23 protein-coding genes and 1 tRNA gene are annotated in these 22420 nt (G+C 52.7%); 7 read left to right on the top strand and 17 right to left on the bottom strand.

Features of this window, described 5'->3' with window-relative positions; all coding sequences use genetic code 11:
* Positions 1-13: 13 nt before the first annotated feature.
* The 9 genes from flgH to LG288_RS03060 form a co-directional block, all read right to left on the bottom strand.
* The gene (gene flgH / locus LG288_RS03100; RefSeq protein WP_404401933.1) at positions 14-688 is read right to left on the bottom strand and encodes a flagellar basal body L-ring protein FlgH; all 675 of its coding nucleotides are present in this window, start codon (positions 686-688) and stop codon (positions 14-16) included.
* A gap of 15 nt (positions 689-703) precedes the next feature.
* Positions 704-1492, bottom strand: coding sequence for a flagellar basal-body rod protein FlgG (gene flgG / locus LG288_RS03095; protein WP_404401931.1), 789 nt, complete (start codon positions 1490-1492; stop codon positions 704-706).
* 23 nt (positions 1493-1515) lie between these two features.
* Entirely contained in the window at positions 1516-2259 is a 744-nt protein-coding gene (gene flgF, locus LG288_RS03090) for a flagellar basal-body rod protein FlgF (RefSeq protein WP_404401929.1), read from the bottom strand.
* 267 nt (positions 2260-2526) lie between these two features.
* Positions 2527-3909 (bottom strand): flagellar hook protein FlgE, encoded by a 1383-nt coding sequence (gene flgE, locus LG288_RS03085; protein WP_404401927.1) that lies wholly within the window; start codon positions 3907-3909, stop codon positions 2527-2529.
* Positions 3910-3924: 15 nt separating this feature from the next.
* Entirely contained in the window at positions 3925-4608 is a 684-nt protein-coding gene (locus LG288_RS03080) for a flagellar hook assembly protein FlgD (protein WP_404401925.1), read from the bottom strand.
* Positions 4609-4621: 13 nt separating this feature from the next.
* Positions 4622-5074, bottom strand: coding sequence for a flagellar basal body rod protein FlgC (gene flgC / locus LG288_RS03075; protein WP_404401923.1), 453 nt, complete (start codon positions 5072-5074; stop codon positions 4622-4624).
* Between the two features lie 16 nt (positions 5075-5090).
* Positions 5091-5489 carry a flagellar basal body rod protein FlgB gene (gene flgB, locus LG288_RS03070; RefSeq protein ID WP_404401921.1) on the bottom strand — a complete coding sequence of 133 codons (399 nt, stop codon included), beginning with the start codon at positions 5487-5489 and terminating at the stop codon, positions 5091-5093.
* A gap of 105 nt (positions 5490-5594) precedes the next feature.
* Positions 5595-6428, bottom strand: a complete 834-nt coding sequence (locus tag LG288_RS03065; protein ID WP_404401919.1) for a CheR family methyltransferase — start codon at positions 6426-6428, stop codon at positions 5595-5597.
* A 23-nt stretch (positions 6429-6451) separates the two neighbouring features.
* The gene (locus tag LG288_RS03060; RefSeq protein WP_404401917.1) at positions 6452-7396 is read right to left on the bottom strand and encodes a chemotaxis protein CheV; all 945 of its coding nucleotides are present in this window, start codon (positions 7394-7396) and stop codon (positions 6452-6454) included.
* A 172-nt stretch (positions 7397-7568) separates the two neighbouring features.
* Here LG288_RS03060 and flgA point away from each other — a divergent pair, with 172 nt between their 5' ends.
* From flgA to flgN, 3 genes are all read left to right on the top strand, one after another.
* Positions 7569-8282 (top strand): flagellar basal body P-ring formation chaperone FlgA, encoded by a 714-nt coding sequence (gene flgA, locus LG288_RS03055; RefSeq protein WP_404401915.1) that lies wholly within the window; start codon positions 7569-7571, stop codon positions 8280-8282.
* 79 nt (positions 8283-8361) lie between these two features.
* On the top strand, positions 8362-8688 hold the full coding sequence (gene flgM / locus LG288_RS03050) for a flagellar biosynthesis anti-sigma factor FlgM (RefSeq protein ID WP_404401913.1): 327 nt from the start codon (positions 8362-8364) through the stop codon (positions 8686-8688).
* A 10-nt stretch (positions 8689-8698) separates the two neighbouring features.
* Positions 8699-9097 (top strand): flagellar export chaperone FlgN, encoded by a 399-nt coding sequence (flgN, locus tag LG288_RS03045; RefSeq protein WP_404401911.1) that lies wholly within the window; start codon positions 8699-8701, stop codon positions 9095-9097.
* 13 nt (positions 9098-9110) lie between these two features.
* On the opposite strand, the gene LG288_RS03040 is transcribed toward flgN, so the two are convergent.
* Together LG288_RS03040 and LG288_RS03035 are read right to left on the bottom strand one after the other, a co-directional pair.
* The gene (locus LG288_RS03040) at positions 9111-11336 is read right to left on the bottom strand and encodes a putative inorganic carbon transporter subunit DabA (RefSeq protein ID WP_404401909.1); all 2226 of its coding nucleotides are present in this window, start codon (positions 11334-11336) and stop codon (positions 9111-9113) included.
* 5 nt (positions 11337-11341) lie between these two features.
* A complete protein-coding gene (locus LG288_RS03035) occupies positions 11342-12718 on the bottom strand; it encodes an NADH-quinone oxidoreductase subunit L (RefSeq protein ID WP_404401907.1) in 1377 nt (458 codons plus the stop codon).
* A gap of 103 nt (positions 12719-12821) precedes the next feature.
* Between LG288_RS03035 and LG288_RS03030 the strand changes: the two genes are divergently transcribed.
* The 4 genes from LG288_RS03030 to LG288_RS03015 all read left to right on the top strand — a co-directional run bounded on the left by LG288_RS03030 (position 12822) and on the right by LG288_RS03015 (position 15577).
* Positions 12822-13688, top strand: a complete 867-nt coding sequence (locus LG288_RS03030) for a LysR family transcriptional regulator (protein WP_404401905.1) — start codon at positions 12822-12824, stop codon at positions 13686-13688.
* A gap of 67 nt (positions 13689-13755) precedes the next feature.
* Positions 13756-14235, top strand: a complete 480-nt coding sequence (locus LG288_RS03025; RefSeq protein ID WP_404401903.1) for an LPP20 family lipoprotein — start codon at positions 13756-13758, stop codon at positions 14233-14235.
* 18 nt (positions 14236-14253) lie between these two features.
* Complete coding sequence (locus LG288_RS03020; protein WP_404401901.1) at positions 14254-15417, top strand: flagellar assembly protein T N-terminal domain-containing protein; 1164 nt, start codon at positions 14254-14256, stop codon at positions 15415-15417.
* An 83-nt stretch (positions 15418-15500) separates the two neighbouring features.
* Positions 15501-15577: transfer RNA gene (locus LG288_RS03015), tRNA-Arg, on the top strand.
* A 13-nt stretch (positions 15578-15590) separates the two neighbouring features.
* Here the strand turns inward: LG288_RS03015 and LG288_RS03010 are convergent.
* The 6 genes from LG288_RS03010 to LG288_RS02985 are packed head-to-tail and all read right to left on the bottom strand — an operon-like array spanning position 15591 to position 22420.
* Entirely contained in the window at positions 15591-16376 is a 786-nt protein-coding gene (locus tag LG288_RS03010) for a sterol desaturase family protein (RefSeq protein ID WP_404401899.1), read from the bottom strand.
* Positions 16376-17014: a CDP-alcohol phosphatidyltransferase family protein gene (locus tag LG288_RS03005; protein WP_404401897.1), complete on the bottom strand. Its 639-nt coding sequence runs from the start codon at positions 17012-17014 to the stop codon at positions 16376-16378. The genes LG288_RS03010 and LG288_RS03005 overlap by 1 nt, the downstream gene beginning before the upstream one ends.
* 7 nt (positions 17015-17021) lie before the next feature.
* The gene (locus LG288_RS03000) at positions 17022-17654 is read right to left on the bottom strand and encodes an ATP-binding cassette domain-containing protein (RefSeq protein ID WP_404401896.1); all 633 of its coding nucleotides are present in this window, start codon (positions 17652-17654) and stop codon (positions 17022-17024) included.
* The gene (locus LG288_RS02995; RefSeq protein WP_404401894.1) at positions 17641-19233 is read right to left on the bottom strand and encodes an ABC transporter permease subunit; all 1593 of its coding nucleotides are present in this window, start codon (positions 19231-19233) and stop codon (positions 17641-17643) included. The genes LG288_RS03000 and LG288_RS02995 overlap by 14 nt, the downstream gene beginning before the upstream one ends.
* Entirely contained in the window at positions 19212-20276 is a 1065-nt protein-coding gene (locus tag LG288_RS02990) for an ABC transporter substrate-binding protein (protein WP_404401892.1), read from the bottom strand. Before LG288_RS02990 ends, LG288_RS02995 begins: the two co-directional genes overlap by 22 nt.
* A gap of 2 nt (positions 20277-20278) precedes the next feature.
* Complete coding sequence (locus LG288_RS02985) at positions 20279-22420, bottom strand: FAD-dependent oxidoreductase (RefSeq protein ID WP_404401890.1); 2142 nt, start codon at positions 22418-22420, stop codon at positions 20279-20281.

The raw sequence follows: 22420 nt of genomic DNA, 5'->3' as shown, positions 1-22420 counted from the left end.
TCATTTACCTCGGTTAAAACGGCCAGGCAGAGCTGTTAAAGAACTGGCTGAGCCAGCCCTGCTCCTGCACTTGTGCCATGGTGCCGGTACCACTGTATTCGATACGGGCATTGGCGATACGGGTTGAGGGAACGGTATTATCAACGGTGATGTCCTGGGGCCGCAACATGCCGGTTAAGCGAATATACTCGTCGCCGGTATTAATCCGCATCCATTTTTCCCCGCGTACAATCAGATTACCGTTGGGCAAGGTTTTGATCACCGATACCGTAATCTCGCCGTTCAGACGGTTACTCTGGTCGGCGCTGGCATCGCCGCTGAAGTCACGGGTGCCGCCAAAGGATGCCGACAGCGGGTTACCGTTAACGGTGACATCACGGCCGAACAACTGCGGAGTCGGCAGTTCGGTGTTACTGTTTTTAGTGGTTTCTGAATTGGCTGATTTACTGGCTGTTGTGTTTTCCTGCAGCGTTACCGTAATGATGTCGCCTAAACGCCTTGCCTTAATGTCGGAATACAGGCTGTCAGCATATTGTGCCTGAAACAGCGAACCGTTAGGTACTACCTGGTCAGAGCGCTCTTCCGGCAGCACCGGGGCGTAATAAGGATCGTCCGGCATAGGTTTTGGCCGGTTCGAGGCACAGCCGGTTAATACGGCGACTGATAACAACAGTAAAATAAAGCGCATAATTTCACCTGAACCTTAAAGCTGCTGATTAATGTAGCTAAGCATCTGGTCAACCGACGAAATCACTTTTGAGTTCATTTCGTAGCCGCGCTGGGCTTCGATCAAATTCACCAGTTCTTCGGTAACATTCACATTAGAGGTTTCTAACATGCCCTGGCGAACGGTACCGATACCATCAACACCCGGTGCCGATTCCAGTGGGGCACCACTAACGGCGGTTTCTTTATACAGATTCTGCCCAATCGGCTCTAAACCGGCGGGGTTGATGAAGCTGGCCAGGTTGATCTGGCCGATAACCGCATTATCTGCGTTGCCGGGCTGGCGAACCGTGACTTCGCCTTCCTGCGAAATACTCAGTGAAATAGCATCTTCAGGTACCTGAATAGCCGGCTCGACCGGGTAACCGTTTCCGGAGGTCACTATAGTGCCCTCTTCGTTAACCGAAAACTGACCGTTGCGGGTATAAGATAAGTTGCCGTCCGGCATCAGTACCTGAAAAAAGCCTTTGCCGTTAACCATCACATCCAGCGAGTTATCAGTCGTCTGCACGTTACCCTGGGTATGTGATTTCTGCGTTGCAACGACCTTGGTACCAGCGCCCAGCATTAAACCGTTGGGTAACTCAACGTCCTGCGCTGACTGACCGCCGGGCTGGTTAATATTTTGGTACAGAAGATCCTCAAAAATCGCCCGGCTTTTCTTAAAGCCGACGGTACTGGCATTAGCCAGGTTATTGGAAATAACCGAAATATCACGCTGTTGCGCATCAAGTCCAGTTTTACTTATCCATAATGCGGGATTCATAGTGTTTCTCCTTGCGCCTGCGGTTAGCTCATGCGCATCAGTGATTCAGACCGCTGCGCGTTTTCGTCGGCGGTTTTCATCATTTTCACGTTCATTTCATACTGCCGTTGCAGTTGGATCATGTTGGTCATTTCTTCAATACTGTTGACGTTACTGCCTTCCAGCGCCCCTACTTCGACCTTAACGTTGGCATCAGCAAGAGCATCTTGTCCGTCTTTAAGGGCAAACAAACCATCCTGTTCTTTTTTCATGTTATTTGGCGGCGGATTAACCAGCTTAATGCGGTCCACCACTTCCATTGCATCGGCAGGCGCACCCTGGGGACGGATGGAAATATTACCGTTGGCACCAATGGTTAAGGTATCCACGGGTACCGGTATTAATAATGGACCGGCATCGCCCATAACCGGGTCTCCGGAAGAGGTGCGCAGCATGCCGTTGGCATCAACTTCGAGGCTGCCGTTGCGGGTGTAGCGTTCGTTACCGTTGGCATCCTGCACTGCAATCCAGCCCTGCCCTTTTACGGCAATGTCCAGATTGCGACCGGTGGTTTGCAGCGCGCCGCCGGCAAGGTTTTGCCCGGGGCTTTCCGTCATTGCAAAGGTCCGCGTCGGCAGCCCTTCACCAAACGCCTGCATCGACCTGGCCTGCTGCAAATCGGCTTTAAAGCCAGTGGTATTGGCATTGGCCAGGTTATTGGCGCGCAGGCTAACGGCGTTCATATTTTCTTTGGCTCCACTCATGGAAACCCAAAGCATCTTATCCATTACTGACCTCCAGCCAAAAATTTGTCATCTGGTAAGTAATATGCAGAGATCGTGCCAATGGGCGGCTTCGCCGCGGTTTTTTGGCGCTACGCGCCGGTGATTTGTACCTGCGGCACGGCTGTTAGAAACAAAAAAGGGCTTGCAAAGCAAGCCCCTCCTTATGTTCAAACAGCCATCGGCAAGCGAAGCGAGCCGATAAACAGCCTTGGCGAAGCCAAACACAGCCGCCACGCAGTGGCACAAAGCCGCGCCAAAGGCGCTGTGCGACTATCGGATCTGCAGAATATTCTGTTGCAGGCCGTTATTAATTTCCAGCGCCCGTGAGTTGGCCTGGAAATTACGCTGGGCAGAAATCAGATCCACCAGCTCTTTGGTTAGGTCCACGTTGGAGTTCTCCAGCGCTGAAGACTCGATGGTTCCGAAAACACCTGAGTTTGCTTCGCCTGATGTTGCGATACCTGAAGATTGGCTTTCAGCCCAGGATGAATCACCCAGCTGCGTCAGGCCTTGATCGTTAGCAAAGCGAACCATGGCGACTTTACCTAAATATTGCACATCGCCATTTGAATAGCTGGCAGAAATAAGGCCATCCTCGGCAATATCAACGTTGGTTAAACGACCAACAGTGGTACCATCTTGTTCCAGCAGGTTAACACTGAAATCAGAAGCAAACTGGGTCGGTGCCGTATCGCCGCCCTGGTCCAGACGATCCCGATAGAATATCTGAATATCCTGAGTATCATCAGCACCATTACTTAACACGCCCTGCAGGGAAACAGTAGCTGGTGGAAAGGTATTGTTATCCAGGTTATATTCACCGGCAACCGGCGCAGGCGAGCCACTGTCGTCAAACACAACACGCTGACTGGTAACTGTATCTGCCGGGCTGGGCTCATAGCTTGGTGCACCGGTGTAACCTTGTTCAGGTGTCGTATCAACCATTTGCCCATCGATGGTGTTATAGACATCCCAGACGTTCTCTTCACCACCGACATCGCCCGGGTTACGCTTAACGTAATAAGTCGTCATCACGTGGGACTCACCCAGAGAGTCATAAATTGTGGTTGATGTGGACGAAGTATAGGTTGTGGGATCTTCTGGATTAAACGGATTTGCTGTATCCACGCCCGGCGCTCTGGCATCCAGGTTAAATGACTGGAACTGATTTTCAGTCGCTGAAGGCGCACCGGCAGAATCCGGAATTCGGATCGGTCCTGATGCAGCCAGCGAAGTTGACTGGGTGGCACCACTTTGACGATCAACCGGGAAACCCTGTAGGAATCGGCCCTGGTTGTTCACAATATAGCTGTCGTCGTTCAGTTTAAAAGCACCTGCACGCGTATAGGTAAAGTCCTGGTCAGCTATTGAAGACGAGGTGGCAAAAAAGCCATTACCGCTGATTGCCATATCCAGCGAGTTCTGAGTAAAGTTTAAGGTACCCTGACTAAATTGCTGCGCAACTTTAGCCGTGGCCGAGCCGTTACCGGTTTGCTGATCCGAACCACTAAAAATACTGTTAGCATAAACATCAGCGAATTCTGCCCGGGAGCCTTTAAAACCGGTGGTGCGGACGTTAGCCACGTTATTGGATGTAACATCCAAATCTTTCTGTGCGGAGGAGATACCGCTAAGTGCTATATTAAATGACATAAGTCACCTCGTTATTTAACTAATTTCTGAAACTTCACTGAACTTGATGCCGCCCAGCCCTTTTAAATTAAGAACCACACCCTCACCACTACCCATGCTGACGCTCTGAACCTTTGCCCGCATTTGCAGTGGAACTTCGGTTCGTTCACCACCAATAGTGCTTTGTGCTGTCATGGTATAAGCTCCCGCAGGTACCGGTTCACCGTTACTACCAATGCCATCCCATTCAAAGTCATGCAGACCTTGCTGCATGTCACCCAGGCTGACGACATCAACAACTTGCCCGACTTTATCTTTAATCGTTATTTTGGTGTCGTAACCGGATTGGTCCAGCACGATCGCGCCGCTGGCGGATTCACCCGGGTCCACATAAGCCTGATTGGTCGGCACCATAACGTTACGCCCGACCATGGTCGATGCCTGCAGCGCCTGGTTAGACGTCATATTCTGCGTGAACTGGGTAAACTGATCCGACATTTGACTAATACCTTCGGCCATAGAAAAGTTTGTCATCTGTGAAATCATCTGGTCGTTATCTACCGGCTTAGTCGGATCCTGCATATTCAGCTGTTCTGTTAACAACTTGAAAAAGTCTTCCTGCTCCAGCTTTTGCTTTTCACTGGGATCTTTAAACTGCGCGCCCTCTTCTCTTTTCCAGCGCATGCCATCGATATAGGAGTTATTGCTCACATTCTCCATCAGTTATCTCCTGTTAGCCCTGACCTAAGCGCAGCAAGCGCTGGGTCATGGTTTTCGCGGTGTCCGCTACCTGTACGTTGGTCTGGTACGACCGTGAGGCAGAAATCATATTGGCCATTTCTTCCATGGTGTTAACGTTGGAGCGGTATATGTAGCCGTTATCGTCCGCCATGGGATGATTGGGCGCGTATTCAATTTGCAGCGGCGCATCGCTCTCGACAATACCCCGGACGTTAACTCCGGCGGACTGACCCGCTTGCGTCTGATTGGTTAAGTCGTTACCGCGGTAACCGCCTTTGGCATCAGATAACGCTGCGGCAAACACCGGTTGCCGGGCACGGTAGGTGTCTTCAACACTGCTGCTGACCGAGTTGGCATTTGCCAAATTACTGGCGGTGGTATTTAACCGTACCGACTGGGCACTCATGGCCGAGCCACTGATGTTAAAAATATTAAATAAGCTCATGGGTTAGTCACCTCGCCTATTGCCCACTCAGGGCTTTTTTCACGCCGCTGATGCGTCCGTCCAGAAAATTCATGGTCATTTCATATTCCAGTGCGTTTTGTGCATACAAGTTTTGTTCCAACTGCACATCAACGGTATTACCGTCGCCGGTATCGGGCTGGCTTGGTACGCGGAATTTTTCCTGACCCTGAGGTTTAATTTCTAAATCAAAATGCTTTTCGTGGGTACGTGCCAGCTTGTGGCTGTCCATGCCCCGCTGGGCCTGCTGCAGGGCTTGCTGAAAATCCAGCCCTTTGGCTTTATAGCCCGGGGTATCGGCGTTGGCGATATTGTTAGCAATCATCTCTGCACGTTGGGTGCGTACACCCAGCGTGTATTGTTGAATGCCCATGAGTTTGTCCATGGAAAGTGCCATTTTTTCGTCTCCCGTTTATTCGATGTGGGAGATTATGCAGGGATCGTGCCAGGGTGGCGTTTCGCGACGGTGGGGGGTGGCTGCGCCGCTCAGAACCTCGTCGGCTTAACGCCGACGATATATTATCCCAGGGTTGCAGCGTACCATTTCGAATTGTTCGGATAAGCCGGAGATCGATTCTGAGGCACCGAGGAAAAGGTAGCCGCCGGGGTTAAGGGATTGCCGGAATTGGGCAATTATTTTCCGCTTTACGTCGGCAGAAAAATAAATCAGGGCATTGCGGCAAAAAATAATGTCGAATTTGCCCAGCAGTGAGTAGCTGTCAAGCAAGTTTAAGTGGCGGAACTGTACCAGCTGTTTGACTTCATCCTTTACTTTCATCGCGCCGGGCTTGGCGGTTTCGGTAAAAAACTTTTTTTGTCGCTCTGCCGAAAGGCCCCGGGCGATGGCCAGGCTGTCGTATTCTGCCTGGGCGCTTTGCTCCAGCACTTTGTTTGAAATATCGGTACCGATAATGCGAATACCGCCTTTCAGTGCACCGGGATTTCTGGCCTTATATTCTAAATACGTCATGGCGATGGAGTATGGCTCCTGCCCTGACGAGCAGGCCGCCGACCAGATCTTTACCGGAGCATGGCTGTCTTTATATTCGGGCAGCACCCGGTCGGCCAGTATCTGGAAAGGGTAAGTATCGCGAAACCACAGGGTCTCGTTGGTGGTCATCGCATCAATGACGGCAGCACGCAATGCGCGCTCGCTGATCTGCATCGACTTTTTAACCAATTGTGACAGGCTGTCGATATTAAACCGGGCCATCAGGGGGCTGAGGCGACTTTTCACCAGGTACAATTTATTATCACCCAGCACGATACCGCACTGATGTTCTAAAAATTTACGAAAGTCCTGATATTCTGACTGACTGAGCTCTTTATTAGTCACAATGTCCTACTGCACGTTTGTTCTTATTCAATATCGATATCGACTTCGGCGTTTAACCATTTTTTCACGGCGGTGGCCAGTTCATCCGGATGAAACTTGGCGATAAAATCATCGGCGCCAACCTTTTTCACCATCGCCTGATTAAAGACACCACTCAGTGATGTGTGCAGAATAACATGAACACCGGCAAGTTTGGGATCCGCTTTTATCTCTGCGGTTAATGTGTAGCCGTCCATAACCGGCATTTCAACATCGGAGACTAATACCGGTACGTGCGGATGCACATCGCCGTCGACTTCTTTGGCTTTGTCTTTTAAGTAGTCCAGCGCCTCTTTACCGTTCTTTTTTATCTCCAGCGGAATATCCAGTGACTGCAACGAGCGTTTAATCTGACCCCGTGCCACCGCCGAGTCATCGGTGATTAAGATGGTCAGGTTTTCTTTTGACACGTTAATCGGCTGATTGGCGACTTCTTCACTGATATCGGTGTTAACCGGTGTGATATCGGCCAGGATGCGCTCGACATCGATAATTTCCACCAGCTCTTTATCAATTTCGGTAACTGCAGTCAGGTAGGCATCGCGGCCGGTACCTTTGGGCGGCGGCAGAATTTCTTCCCAGTTGATGTTAATGATGCGATCAACGCCACCAACCAAAAAGCCCTGCACGGTGCGGTTATATTCGGCAATGATAATAAAACGGTTTTCGATATCCGTCAGCTCGGGGCCACCGGTTGCCATACTTAAATCGATAATCGAAATGGCCTGGCCACGAATATGAGCAATACCGCGGACTAAACGGTTACGATGGGGCATGGCGGTGAGCTTCGGACAAGGCAATACTTCGCGCACTTTAAATACGTTAATGCCAAAGCGTTGCTTGCCGGCCAACCGAAACAATAATAGCTCCAGCCGGTTTTGCCCGACCATCTGGGTACGTTGATTTACTGAGTCCAGAATACTGGCCATGTTCGCTCCTTTATTCGCTTTAGCTTAGCTGTGTCATTGCGCTTTAGTGTTAGTGGCACGCTCTTTGCTTAACTCTTAGTAAGAGATAGCAAGCCGAGAGCTAACCGTCGATTATTTGACATTCTGCTTCTTTTGTCGGCTAAAGCCCATTAAACCTTAGTGGAATAGCATTATGATAGTACGCATTTATCAATTAATCAGTTGCTTTTTTATCATAGTTTCTTCAGCCGCGTTTGCTGATGACAACGCCGGGCCGCCGTTAAGCTTTGATTATAAAGCATTACAGCAGCTTGCCCACAACTATGTAAAGCAACAAGTGACAACTCCTGCACAGGGGCGCACAGAAATTATCGCCAATAATCTGGATCCGCGCATGGTAGCTAAGACCTGCGCCGAAAAGCCGCAGGTAAGCTTTGCTTCTAATTCCGGGCTGGACAGCTACACCACCGTCGAAATTCAGTGCGCCAGCGGACAGCCCTGGCGCACTTATGTGCCGGTTCGCATATATCGCTATAAACCGGTGGTCACTGCAGCGGTGCCGATGTCACCGGGGCATTTAGTGACCAGCGCCGATTTAAAAGAAACTGAAGTCGATGTTAATCGCATCCGTTCTAATGTTTTTACTGACCCGGCCGTTTTAGTCGGTGTGCGGGTTAAAAAACGCATTCGCAGCGGCCAGCCAATTCAGGCCAGCGATACCTGTCTTGTTTGTGCCGGCGAAACCGTTACAATAGTGGCTAAAAATAAGTCATTGCGGATTACGGCAACGGGTAAAGCATTAGCCGACGGTTTACAGGGTGAGTCCGTGGCGGTTAAAAACACCCGTTCTGATCAATCAGTCGAAGCGGTTGTCACCGGCTTAAACGAAGTCACGGTGCAGCTGTAACCGGGTAAAAAATAATTAAAGGTTTTTTAATGCCGGCCGATAGCAGCATGAAGACTTATATCTAGCGAGGCGAAATTGTATGCCAATTAATGTAAACAATGCGGGTTTGAAAAACCCCTCTATTGATACCAAAACCAGCCGTCAGCCAGAAACTGGCCAGCCCGGCAACAGCCCGGCTCCGGCAAAAAGTGGCGGGGATTCGGTTTCAATAACTTCAGAAGCGCAGCAGCTGAACCGTTTGCAGGAAAAAGCAATGAACAGCAGCGGTGTCGATCAGGGCAAGGTTGACCGCATTAAGGCGCAAATCGAAAGCGGCTCTTATAAAGTGGACGTTGAACAACTGGCCTCAAAACTGGCTCAGTTTGAGGGCGACCTGTTTGGTAACCCCACATCCAATGAAGAATAAGCGCTAGCTTATGACGGCGGCTGCCCTGACCGATCATTTACAGCAACTGGCTGACTCGCTGGATGCTCTTGCTGCCTGCCAGCAGCAGGAGCTTAAAGCCATTGTCGATCGTCAGCACCGCCGGGTCGCCGAATTAGCTGAGCAAAAAGCGGAATTACTGACCCAGGTCAGCGAGGCCGATAATGCCCTACGCCAGCACCCCGACAGCGAACAGCTGCAACAGGACCCCGAGCTTGCCGAGCAGGTTGCGATTATTAAGCAGCAACTGGAGGCGGTAAAGCAGCAAAGTGCGGTTAATGAGCGAGTCGTTCACTCAACGCTGAACAGTATCGAACAGCTTAAGCAAACGATCATCTCTAACGTTAAAAAAGACAGCATGACCTACAATGCTAAAGGCAAGATGCGCTAACCGTCGGCTTTGCCTAAGCGGTCAGTTCAGACAACTCCCCCTGCTCGTCCAGCCGATAAACGGCCAGCCACTGATTACTAAATAGCTGATTAAAATCCGCGGCTTTCGCCAGCGCGTTACGAATGGCACTTTCCTCAGCTTCGATCACCACTTGCAGACGCACCGGCTGATGCATCAGCTGATCACCGTTATGCACCGACTGCCAGGCCAGACCCAGCCGCAGATCGCCACCATTACCTTCAAAGACACCAACATCATTGGCCACCCGGTTATGCAGCAGTTTATTGCCGCTGCCCAGGCGGTTCGGTTCGGTGACCGAACTGTAGTACTGCCAGTTGATCCAGTTGGCCACAAGCCCCGGTGCTGACAACAGACCAGCCAGTAAATCGCCGTCGGCATCTTTACTGCTGTCGTAATCATGTAAAAAGCTGTGTCCATCGGGGCTGTCCGCGGACAGACGCTGCGCATTACCGAAAAATAACAGCTGGTTGCCGGCCAGGCCCCACTCCGGCCGCAGCTCGGCCCAGTGATTAGCCCGCTTGTGACGTTTTGGCTTAGTGGCCTGCAGGCTTTGCGAAGCCTGCCGAAAGACCGCTTTAAGCGGCTCTGGCACCTGATCAGACAACCAGATAATATCGTCAGTAACGGTTTCGTGCAGGGCCGCATAAAACCGCGTCTGTTCCGGCAGCTGATAGCCCAGCTCCGCCAGATGAGTGCGGATCGCAGACTCATTCAAAAGCCCGCATAACACCCGCGCGCTGAGCGCCCCAGTCTGCCCGCCACAGGCACCACAGTTCATACCGGCACGCTGGGCATTGTTACTGTGCTTAGCACCGTGGCCGACCAGCACCACCTGTTCGGCAAACTGGTCAAACTGCATGCCGCTAAGTGCCTGCGCACAAATCTCAGCCAACTGCCGGCCGGTTACCGCTTTGCCGTCCCGGTGGATCTCCTGAGTTTCGGTTTCCCCACTCAAATCAAGCGAGCCTTTAATGCCCGTTAACAGGCTGGCCAATTTACTCAGCCCCAGTGCTTCAACCCCGGCAAACATCCCGGCCGAGCTGTTAAATACCCTGGATAACAGTTGCTTAGCGGTTTTCGGTGGCCTTTTATCGTCAATAAAAAAGCCGGGCTTTAACAGCCCGGGTACATGAGGAACCGGGTCTGCATTTTCTGTTTCACGCCCCAGGGGAACACCAAAAAATCCGGCAAAGCCTTTAGTCTGTGTCGGCAGCTGCTGTTCGCGGCCGCTTTGCTCGAGGGCTTGCCGGAAACGCTGCGAACGCACGTCGATGCAAAAAACCGCCTGCAGTTTGGGGGCCGGCGTGTCGACTTGCTCACGGGGATGAAAGCGAAAGCGCTGCAACTGGGTCTGCTCATAGGCCTGTTGCCACTGCCACAAGGGCGCCAGATAGTCGCCAATAGCCGTAATTGACGCCTGCCGATCGGCAATTTGCTGCTTAAATGTTTCTTCCACCTGGTTAAATACACTGCTGTTAGTGCGCTCTGCCAGCTGCCATAACAGGTAATCCCAGGCCATACGGATCGCCAGAAGGTCTTCAACCCAGCGGCTGCCCCGGCGACTGTCCTGATAGGCCAGTGCTGAGGCCCAGCCCAGTACGTCGGTTAACAAGGCCCGGCAATAATCGCCTAACGCCTGCTCAGACAGTGGTTGTAAAAAACTGGCCTGACAGGCACTGAATAACTGCTCTGCCGTATCCGGTAACTGGGCAAACAGTAAGTTCAGTTCGCTTTCGTCCATCAGGGTCTCAATGCCCCGGTCCGCACGGGAAATCGTTAACCAGTGACGGTACAGCGAGCTTTCCTGCTGTTGCAGCTGAAAGCGCCGCGGAAACTGCAGAAACAGACCGCAACACTGGCTGATCTGAAACACCACTTCATCGTGCCATAACATTTTACGCCGCCGTTGTTGGTGACGATCCAGCAAATGGCTGACGTTTAACCAGTTACGGCTATTTAATGCGGCCTGCAAAGCCTGCTGCATAGAATCTGTCACCCGTTCAAAGTCTATGTTGCCCTGCTGGTACTGCTGCCGGTAAAAGCTGGCCGGCATGGTTAAATGAATACCGCCACAAAAATGCCACTGGGCTGCTACCTGCGCCACCGGTTGGTCACGGTATTCCCATAACGGATTAACGGCCACCCACTGAGGCAGCGGCCACTGCGGTGCGACTTTAGACGTCACCTGTTGTGCTATATCTGCTAATGAAGTCTTCATAATTGCTACCGCCCTACCGAAGATTGCTGACAGTCATCGTCCGATTTGTGTTGAGGACGACCCCGTTGCGGAACATTATTGCGGTCCTGGTAATAGCGGATGGGGTGGCTGGGCCACAACCATAACACCAGTCGGGTAAGCCATTCATCCAGATACAGGCCGGCGTTTAAGGTAATAAACCAGCGCTGGCTTAAACGGTACTGAGGTGTGTGGTGAATAAGCCAGTAACTGACCGCGAACAGATTAAATATGGCCGCTGCTATAAGCTCAGGCAGCACCGGTAACGGCCGGTTATCAATCAACAGGCCGGCAAAGCCTATTAACACACTGTAAGAGACCACCACTAACACAGAAATCAGCAGCCGCGTCAGCCAGTCACTCAGATTCATCCACAGTGTCGTCAATACCATCGCCAGCATCGCCGATGGCAGCCACTTAGGCGCACCGGTCAGTGCTACGCTCGCGACAAGGATCAGCAGTTGAAATACCACGAACACGCTGACCAGCCGCGGTAATGAGCGTGCTTCGGCCTGTTTAACGTAAGCCACCTCACTGACCGACAAAAAGGCCTGGGCTTTGTATACCGAGTGAGCAATCAGGTGCAGTAACGCCAGATCGTAATAACCCAGCCCGATTTCCAGTAACATTAAGCCCATCTGGGCGCTGGTTGACCAGGCCAGCCTTACTTTAATACTGATGCGGGTTGCCATAATAAGGGCGGCCAGGCAGCAGGATACCGCTGCAACCAGACATAAGAGCCATACAGCAGGTGCTGACAGACTCCAGACCGGCGTGGTTACCAGCAACAACAGTCCGCCCAGATTAATAATACCGGCATGTAACAGCGCCGACACCGGCGTCGGTGCTTCAACCACCTGGATAAGCCAGCCATGCAAAGGCAACTGCGCGCACTTTATTAAAGCTGCCATTATCAGGCTGAGTGCGGCAATGTGCTGCAGCAAGGTGGGCTGCTCCGCGCTGACGCGAAGCAGCGCCTGATCCAGCGCCTGATCCAAAAAGGGAGTACCGGTCTGATAGTAGGTCAGCACTAATGCCAGCCCCAGAAACGTCTCGGAGCAGCGCGCCAGAATAAATTTTTTATGTGCCGCCAGCACCGCCCGGTTGCGCTCGGGATAAAACATCAATAGCTGGTGCAATAACAGACTTATGGACACCCAGGCGGCAAAAAACAGCAGCATGTGATTACTGACAATGAGTACCACCACCGCCAGCAGACACAGGCTCATAAAGCGCATAAACGAGGCCCGCCGCGGATCCAGCCGGAAATTGGTCGATGAATAGCGCAGTACAACAATAGCCAGCACCGCAACCAAAATAAGCAGCGGCGGTCGAACACCTGAAATTGTTAGCCAGTCCAGCATTTTGTCTTCCGTTATTTAGAATTAGGCGTAGTGTGGTGGTTGTTTAACTTTATGTAAAATAGATATAAACTATTTTATCGTTCTTTTATACAGAACATTATTAATGAACTACAAGCATCTTGAATATTTTTGGCATGTGGCCAACAGTGGCCACTTAACCCGCACCGCACAACAGCTGCACGTTTCGCAATCGGCGTTATCCGCCCAGATTAAACAGCTGGAGCAATGGTTGGGCACCCCCTTATTTGAGCGCCGCGGCCGCAAGCTATTGCTCACCCAGGCCGGTTACCTGGCCAAGCAGCACGCTGATCGCATTTTTACCGAGGGCGAGCAGCTGGTGCAGCAGTTAAAACATGGCAGTACGGCGCAGCCTTCAGTAATCCGTATCGGTCACGCCTCAACCATGTCGCGAAATTTCGTCGAAACCTTTATTGAACCCCTGGTAGCCCAGCGTAACACTTATTACCGGCTGCATTCGATGACCCCCGACCAGTTACTGAATGAGCTGGGCAATCATCAAATTGATATCGCCCTGACCAACAGCCAGGTCCGGGTCAGTGCCGAACAATTGTGGCAAAGCCGGCTACTGGACCGCCAACCGGTTTCCATTATTGGCAGCCGCTGTTTACGCGTCAAACAATTGTCAGATCCGCAGCTTAAACAGCAGCCCTGGGTATTACCGCCGGAAAATCTGACCATCCGCGCCGCTTTTGATATGCTCAGTGCCGAATACGACTGGCAACCGGAAGTTGTTGCCGAAGCGGACGACATGGCGATGTTGCGGTTGTTAGCCCGCGATAGTCAGTCGCTGACGGTAATCCCGGACGTCGTCGTCAGGGACGAGCTGGACAGCGGCCAGTTGCGCCGCTATGTAAATTTGCCGCAAGTATTCGAAGATTTTTACGCCATTACGCTAAAAAGACCCTTTCAACACCCCTGGGTGGCAAAGTTATTGCAGGCATTCCACTAAAGAATTCGCAATTTTTGCCGTTACCTTAACTGTCATTATCAGGGAATTTAGCGGATACGAGGTTGTCATGAACAGATTCGCCATCACACTGGCTGTTATTATTTCGGCTTTTCTGTTGTCCGGTTGCAGCGCCTACTACGACCTGGCCTACGACCAGCAACATGTTGAATGGGAAACCGAAACACCGGATCAGTTTCCGATCTTAACGGCGGTTGGGTATGCCCCCATTGAACAACAGCAGGGTGACAGTCAACAGCATAAAGATCTGGCCGCTATTCGGGCTTCCAAACTGGCGGCATACCGGGAGCTGGCCGAACAGGTTTATGGGCAACGTATTGCCGGCAACAGTTCGGTAGAGCGCTGGGCGCTGACCAGTGACAGCTTTCAAAGCTCAGTCGACGGTGTTATCCGTGGCGCTGAAGTGGTTCGCACCTATACCGTCGGTGACTATTACGCCACTGAGCTGAAACTGGACTTTGAACGGGTTCACCGTCTGTATCAAAGCACTACCCGCCAGCAAAAAATAAAACGCGTTGTGTATTACTAAGGATAACCGGACCGCCCTATGAACTGGAAGACTGCCCTACTTGCTTTGTTGTTACTGCTGCCCGCAGCCGTAGATGCTCGCGTGGTTGAAACCCAGGGCAGCGCCCGCATCGTCAACGGCGATACCGACAAGGCCCGTCAGCAGGCAGTTGAAAACGCCCTGCAGCAGGCGCTGATGATGACCGGCAGTTCAATTTCCAGTGTCCAGTCCGTGGTTGACGGGGTATTAAGCCGCAATCAAACGCAAATATCGGCAAGCGGAGATGTGGAAAGCGTCAACATCATTCGCGAAGAAATCCTCGATGATCGCATCGTCGTGCATATTCAGGCAGAAATATGGAACCGCAGCGGAAGCTGTAGCCCCGGCGATTACAAAATTAATCTGACGGTTGTGCCGTTCGAGCTGTCTAACCGCGAGCACGGCGCTTTTGGCCAGGTCTGGCGGCTGGGGGATGCTGCTGCTAAGCGCCTGACGCGCGAAGTAGCTGCCCGCAGCGACCGCCTGTACGTTACCCATACCCTGCAACGTAATACCGGCCTTGACGATGCGCTGAAACAAATTAACCTGGAAAAATTAGGCGCCATGGCGCGGCAGCTGGGTCGCGACAACGACAGTCAGTACGTCGTATTTGGCCTGTTTGATGATTTGTCCGTAGTCGAAGAAAGTCGCGGCTGGGGTTTGCTGGAGCCGGACTACCGGCGTAACTTTGCACTGACCCTGTATTTGCTCAGCACCAGCAGTGGTGAGTTAAAAACCCGTGCACGGATTACCGATATTCAGCCCTGGACTTATAACCGCAACCACAGCGTCGATGTGACCGCAGCCGAATTCTGGGACCAGCCCTTTGGCGCCGCACTACTGGCCGGGCTGCAGGATTTAGCCAGCGGTGTTAATGATCAGCTGCGCTGCGAGCCGAGCCGCGGGCGCATTGTCTGGCAGCAGGACAATCAGGTACAGTTTAACCTCGGCGAAAAGCAAGGCGTAAAAGTTGGTGACCAGTTAAACATTGTCCAACCGTCTTATTTTGTCGACCCGGAAGGCATTTACCGGCAAAAGTGGCAAGTCAGCTCTTACACCGTCGAAGTCACCCAGGTACACAGCAACAGCGCGGTGGCCGAACTGAAAGAGCCGGGGCTGCTGTCTAACATACAGGTTGACGACTGGGTCGTACCGGTAGACTGAGGAGCTGGCAAATAGAGCAGCCGCCTCGTGACTGTTCCCCGTCTTTTAACTAAAAATAATATCCTATACAATTGACACATGATGTCCCGGTAACTCAGCTGGATAGAGTATCGGCCTCCTAAGCCGAAAGTCGCAGGTTCGAATCCTGCTCGGGACGCCACAAATTACCGTATTTAATGACGGGCGAACGGTATCTTCAGCAAGCCCCAGAAACGTGTGGTCAGCTTGCTGTCGCGATAATCGGTTAAGCCGATGTCGACATTATCGGAGCCCGCTTTGGGCCTGGCGGTAAAGCTTTTAAACAGGTGATCCCACCAGCTGACGCTGAAACCGTAATTACTGTTAGTTTCTTCTTTTAACGAGCTGTGATGAATGCGGTGAAGCTCCTGGGTGATAAGAATTTTGCGTACCCAACGCTCCAGTTTAGGCGGCAACTCGACATTACCGTGATTAAATAACGAGCAGGCGTTCAGCAGCACTTCAAAAATAATGATGGCCACCACCGGCGCCCCGAGAGCGACCGCAACAGCCGCTTTAATCCCCAGGCTCAGCAGTATTTCTACCGGGTGAAAGCGCAATCCGGTGGTAACATCAAAGTCCGGATCGGCATGATGCACCCGGTGCAGACGCCAGAGGATGGAAAAACGGTGAAAGGCCCGGTGTTGCCAATAAATGGCTATATCTAACAGCACCACACTCAGTAACACTTCCAGCCAGAAGGGCCAGCTGACCTGATGAAACAGACCCCAACCCTGTTGCCCGGCAAAAAGCGCCGCGCCCACCACGCCGGCCGGCACTAATAACCGCACCACCAGGGTGTCGGCCACCACAATACCAAGGTTGGCCGGCCAACGCTGCAGGCGCGAATAACGCGGCTGACGCTTAGGTGCCCAGCTTTCCCAGCCCATCATCAACAGCAGTACGCCCAAAAATATGGATAATCGTATAACAGCTTCCATCAGATCTGCTCTCTCGCCTGTGTGCTCGCCTGTTTGGTTAACGTCAAATAGCCCAGCCGCAGCCGGGTCAGGGTAGTGATCCAGCAAGCCCCGGCAAACACGTAGGCCAGAATTACAAAATGCTGAGGCCACAGACAAAAGGCTACAAAAACGGCAATGGTTTCAAAACCTTCGGTCAGGCCACCCATGTAGTGCAGGGACTTATTCGGATAGTTTACATTACTTAGCCCGTACTTCGCTGCAACGCTGGCAAAGGCCAGAAAACTGGAGCCGGTGCCGGCAAAACTGAACAGCAACAGCACTGCCGCCATTGCATTCTGGCCGGGGTCGGCAAGAAAAAAGCCCACCACCACGGCATTATAAAAGATAAAGTCCAGCACAATGTCTAAAAAGCCACCGGCATCGCTCATCTTGGTTTGCCGGGCCACTGCCCCGTCCAGCCCATCGGACAGACGATTGAGTAAAATAAACACTAACGCCGGCCCGTACCACTGCATAGCCAGTGCCGGCAGCGCCAGCATGCCGATAATAAAGCCGCCGATGGTTACCTGATTTGCCGTTATACCCAGCTTAACTAATACTGCGGCCGGGCCGTGCAACAGTTTACGGGTAAGAGGTAAAAGGTACGGGTCAATCACGGGCCGGTTAATCTCCTGTTGTGTCTAATGTTACCAGCGGCCCGTCGCCAATATCGGCCGGATCATGGGTCACTAACAAGGCCGGAATTTGCCGCTGGCGGATTTCGTTGAAAGCCCAGTCCCGCACTGAGCCCCGCAGTTGGGTATCCAGCGCCGAAAATGGCTCGTCCAGTAACAGTGCCTGCGGCCGTGCCAGCAGCGAGCGAATCAGCGCAATACGCGACTGCTCGCCACCACTTAGCTGATCAGGCATTGCCAGGCGTTTATCTGCCAGGCCGACCTGCTGCAGGGCATCCCTGACCTGTTGGTCTTTTTCCGCCGGGCTGAATTGCCGGGGTAAGGCAAACAACAGATTTTCTGCCACGCTCAGATGGGGGAATAAATCCCCTTGCTGATACATTAAACCAATACGCCGTTTATGGATGGGCCTGTTGTCAATACGTTGCTGATTCAGCCATAGTTCGCCCTGACAGTCAAAATCCTTTAGCGGCTCGCCCAGCACCCAGCGTAATAAGGTGCTTTTGCCACTGCCGCTGGGGCCCATCACCGTGGCAATTTGCCCGGCCGGCACCTGTAGCTGATTTAGCTTAACCAATAAAGTAGAGCCCTGCTGCAGGCATAGCCGATTAATTTTTAACATGCAATGACTGCCTTATCAGTAGTGTAAAAACGATAAGCGGCAACAGCGCCTGCATTAAAGCGTACACCGATGCCAGCCGCCAGTCACCTCCTGAGGCAATACTGACGGCCTCGGTCGTCAGGGTCGGCAACGTGCCGCCGGCTAACCAGATCGTGGGCAGGTACTGTGCAATGCTAACGGAAAAAGCAACGGCAAAAGCAATCCACAAAGGGCCGCTCAGCATCGGCAGCAATATCCGCCACCAGGCCTGGCGATAACTGTATCCCAGACTCTGCGCCTGATACAGCCAGTGTTCGTTAAAATTAACCCAGGCACCGTGTAAAACCAGATAGGCGTAAGGAAAACAAAACACCGTGTGCGACCACAGCAAAACTGGCCCTTGCGAGCCCTGGCCAAAGATTTTCTGCCAGCCGAGCACCAGCACCAGTTGTGGGATCAACAGCAGTAAAAGGGGCAGCCACTGCAGTTCAGTCAGCTTTCGTCGGCGCTGTCGTTCCAGCACCGCTACCGCCGCCAGCACACCCAGCAAAGCACTGGCCAGTGCCAGCCACAGACTATTCCACAATAACGGTGCCAGATAGGGCCATTCAGTTTGCCAGCGTTGCGGGCTCCAGTCAGCGGGTGCCAGCTGTGGATAAAACCAGGCACCGGCCAGGCTGTTAATCAGTAAAGCCAAAAGGACTAGCGCAGATAAAAGAATCACCCCGGGCAAAATAGCGGACAATAGCGACACGCCGGCCCAGGAATCTTTAAGCGCCCGACTGCGCCAATAAGCGGCTAGCTTTACGTAGCCCCTGACTGCCCCGTGATTGATAAGTAAAAACACCAGTGCCAGCAGCAACAATAAGCCGACACCAAGCTGTGCAGCACCTTCCCGGCCCCACTGATAATGCTGCTTAAAGACTTCCTGCGCCAGCACGCCCGGGGTATTGGGACCCAGCAACAGCGGAATATCAACCACAGACAGCGTATAAATAACAATTGCGGCCAGCGGTAACTTTATTCTTGGCAGCAGGGCCGGAACCACCAGCAGCCACCAGCCGCGACTTTTCGACCAGCCTAAGCTCTGACTTTGCCGTAACCAGCGCTGGTAAGGCAACTGGCGCAGTTGGGTAGCGGCCATCAGCAGTAAAAACGGCACTTCTTTTAATACCAGCACCAGCGTCAGGGTAACCAGTGACTTTTCTGGTAGTGGCCAGCCTGTCGGCGGCGACGGCAGCCAGCCGGTAACGGCCTCCAGCAGCCGGACCAGATAGCCGCTGGGGCTGAATAAAAACATCAGGCCCACGGCAAATGCTACATGCGGCGTCGATAACACCACACTTAAGCCGGCCACCCCACGGGACTGGCCACGAGTGTTCAGGTTAAGCTTTTGCGCTGCCGTTAAGCTTAGCCCAGCGACCAGCAAACCGGTAAACAAAGTCAGCAGGAAGGCCTGGACAACAGAGTTCCAGGGAAGATCCGGCCAGCGCTCAAACGGCTGGTTCAGCAGCTCAGTCGGCCATAGCGCCGGCACAGCCAGGGTCAGTGGCGCGATGACCAACAACAGCAGAACGGTTACTGAAAGCGCTCTAACCACGCCTGTTCCAGATAAGTTTGCCAGCTGGCGTGAAAGTCAGCGGCGGTCAGCAGCAACTCGGGCGAGTCGTTCCCTGGCAGTTTAATCACCGCCGGATCGCCCCACCCGTCCAGCCGCGCTTTACGTTCCTGTGCCGACTCGCTGAGCATAAACTCGATCACCCGCCGCGCTGCTTCCTTTGCCGCGGCAGAGCTGGGAACAGCCAGATAGTGATGGTTGGTTATGGCCGCCTGGCCCAGCATCAGCCGCCTTGAGCCGGAAGGAATACGCCCCTGCTGAACCAGCGTCTGCACTTCGTTCGGATTAAAACTCACAGCGATATCCAGACTGCCATTGGCAAACCAGTTGCGCATTTGCGCGGCTGAAGAGGGAAAATTCTGCCCCTGGCGCCATAACAGCGGATGTAAGCGTTCCAGGTAGCGCCATAAAGGCCGTGTCAAAGACTCGGCATCAACCGCGGATACCGGCTGCTGATAGGCATCAATGTCGTCACTAAGCGACAACAGCAGGGCTTTTAAAAAAGTTGTGCCGTGAAACTCCGGCGGTTTAGGGTAACTTAACTGACCGGGGTTTCGCTCGGCGTAAATCAACAGCTCTTCGGCACTCACCTGGTTTCCGCGCAGGCAGGTGCGGCAGGTTAACAAGTAAAACTGCCCGACTCCCCAGGGCACTTCAAGACCCTCTACCGGCTCGCCAAAATCCGTTTGCCAGTTCAGTTCATCGCGCACATTCTCTAGATTATCAATATCACCAGCGACTGGGGCCAAGGCATCGGCGGCTTTCAGGGCGTGAAAGTTTTCCCCATTAATCCACAGCAGATCAGCATTGCTGCGGCCATCGGTTAGTTGTTTAACCACCTCACTGATATCGGCGACCTTAACATGGCGTAAATCAATATCTTCGGCGCGTAATTGTCGCGTTGCCCAGCGCAAATAGTCGTTGACTGCCGGGTTACCGCCCCAGGCATAAAAATACACGGTCTGAGCCTGCCCCCAGGCGTTCAGGCAAAAAAACAGACTGAGCAGTGCCAACCATTTTGCCATCGTTACCCCCGACGCCAGCGGTGAAATTTTTCGACCCAGCGCAGCAGGCCTTCCGGAGCGTTTGCTCGTTTCCACTCGCCGGCCACGTATTTATTGGCCTCCGACAGGGTGGGATAACTGTGGATAGTACCCAGAATTTTGTTCAGACCAATTTTATGTTTCATCGCTAATACATATTCAGCCAGAAGTTCGCCCGCCTGCGGGCCGACAATATTTACCCCGATAATACGATCCTTACCGGGCTCAGTCAGCACTTTGACCCGCCCAAAGGCACTATCATCAGCGATTGCCCGGTCCAGTTCGCCAATGTCGTAAGTGGTCACCTCGTACTCTGTGTCCTGTTGCTGCGCCGCCTGCTCGGTCAGCCCGACGTTGGCTACCTGCGGTGACGTATAAGTCACCCACGGGATCACCGAATAATCAACGCGGAAGGTTTTAAAGGGATCGAACAGCGCATTAACCGCAGCGTACCAGGCCTGATGCGAGGCCACATGAGTAAATTGATAAGGGCCTACCACATCACCACAGGCGTAAATATTCGGGTAGTTGGTCTGCAGCAATTCGTTCGCGTTAATAGTGCGGTCTGCCTCGACGCCCAGTTCTTCCAGACCAAAGCCGCTGGTGTTAGCCTGCCGGCCCAGCGCGATAAGCACCCGGTCAAAGGGTATGGCTACCTCACCGCCGTCATGCTCTGCAACGAGCACTGACTCGCCGTTACGCTGCTCAAAGCGTTTGGCTTTGTGGCCCAGTTTAAGATCCACCCCGTCGGCTGCCAGCTGCTGATGCAACAGCTGTGCACTGTCTTCGTCTTCGGGGCTTAAAATTCGGTCCGCCATTTCTACCGTGGTGACCTGCGAGCCCAGCCGCTGAAACGCCTGTGATAATTCGCAGCCAATGGGGCCAGCACCCAGTATCAGCAAGCGTTTAGGTAATTCCGTTATCGACCACAAATTTTCCGAGGTCAGATAATCGATCTGATCCAGCCCGTCAAAGTCCGGCACCAGCGGCCGTGCTCCGGTTGCCACCACAATGGCGCGAGTCGTTATTGTTTTAGTGCTGCCATCCTGAGTAATTTCCACCTGCCAGGGCGACACAATGCGCGCTTCACCTATTTCAACATTAACGCCCAGCCGGGTATAACGCTCGACCGAGTCGTGGGGTTCAATGGTCTTAATGACATCATGAACCTGCGCCATCACTTTGCCAAAATTAACCTTTACCTCACCGGCATCGATACCCAGGTGCTCGCTATGTCGCGCCTGATGCACCGCATTAGCGACGTGCAATAAAGCTTTGGATGGCACACAACCGGTGTTCAGGCAGTCTCCGCCCATTTTATCGCGCTCAATTAAGGTCACTTTGGCTTTTACTGCTGAGGCGATGTAAGCACTGACTAAACCAGCCGACCCCGCACCAATAACCACCATATTGTTATCAAAGTGCTTCGGCTTTTGATAGCCGCGGAAGGCTTTGCGCCGTTTCAGTATTGCCAGAATAAACTTAGCCAAAATCGGCAACAGACCAAGCAATACGAAGGCACCGATTAAATCGGCCGATATCACATCCGACAGGCTTTCGATTTGTGCCAACTGCGTACCGGCATTAATGTACACCGCGGCACCCAGCAACATACCAACCTGACTGACCCAGTAATAAGTCCAGGCTTTGATCTTTGTCAGACCCATCACCAGGTTGATGACAAAAAACGGAAACAGCGGTACCAGCCGCAGGCTTAATAAATAAAAGGCACCATCACGTTCCATACCGCGATTGATCGCCCGCAAGCGCTCACCGAATTTGCGCTGCACCCAGTCGCGCAAAATAAACCGGGCGCTTAAAAAGGCCAGCAAAGCGCCGATGGACGAGGCGAAACTGGCCAGCAGCAGGCCCCAGCCAAAACCAAAAATGGCACCGGCCCCCAGGGTCAGAACCGTGGCTCCGGGCAGCGATAAAGCTGTGGATATCACATAAATGGCAAAATAAATGGCAAAAGTGCGCAGCGGGTAGTCGTGAAAAAGCTGGTTCAGTTGTTGTTGCTTTTCCTTTAACACATCCAGCGCCAGATACTGGGTTAAATCAAGAGCAAAGGCGGCAACAAACAGCGCCACAATCACCACCAATAACAACAACTTTTTCATCGACAT

Source organism: Idiomarina seosinensis (assembly GCF_044797955.1).
GTDB lineage: Bacteria > Pseudomonadota > Gammaproteobacteria > Enterobacterales > Alteromonadaceae > Idiomarina > Idiomarina seosinensis_A.
Note: the sequence above shows the minus strand (reverse complement) of the source record. Positions and strands in the feature narration are given on the sequence as shown.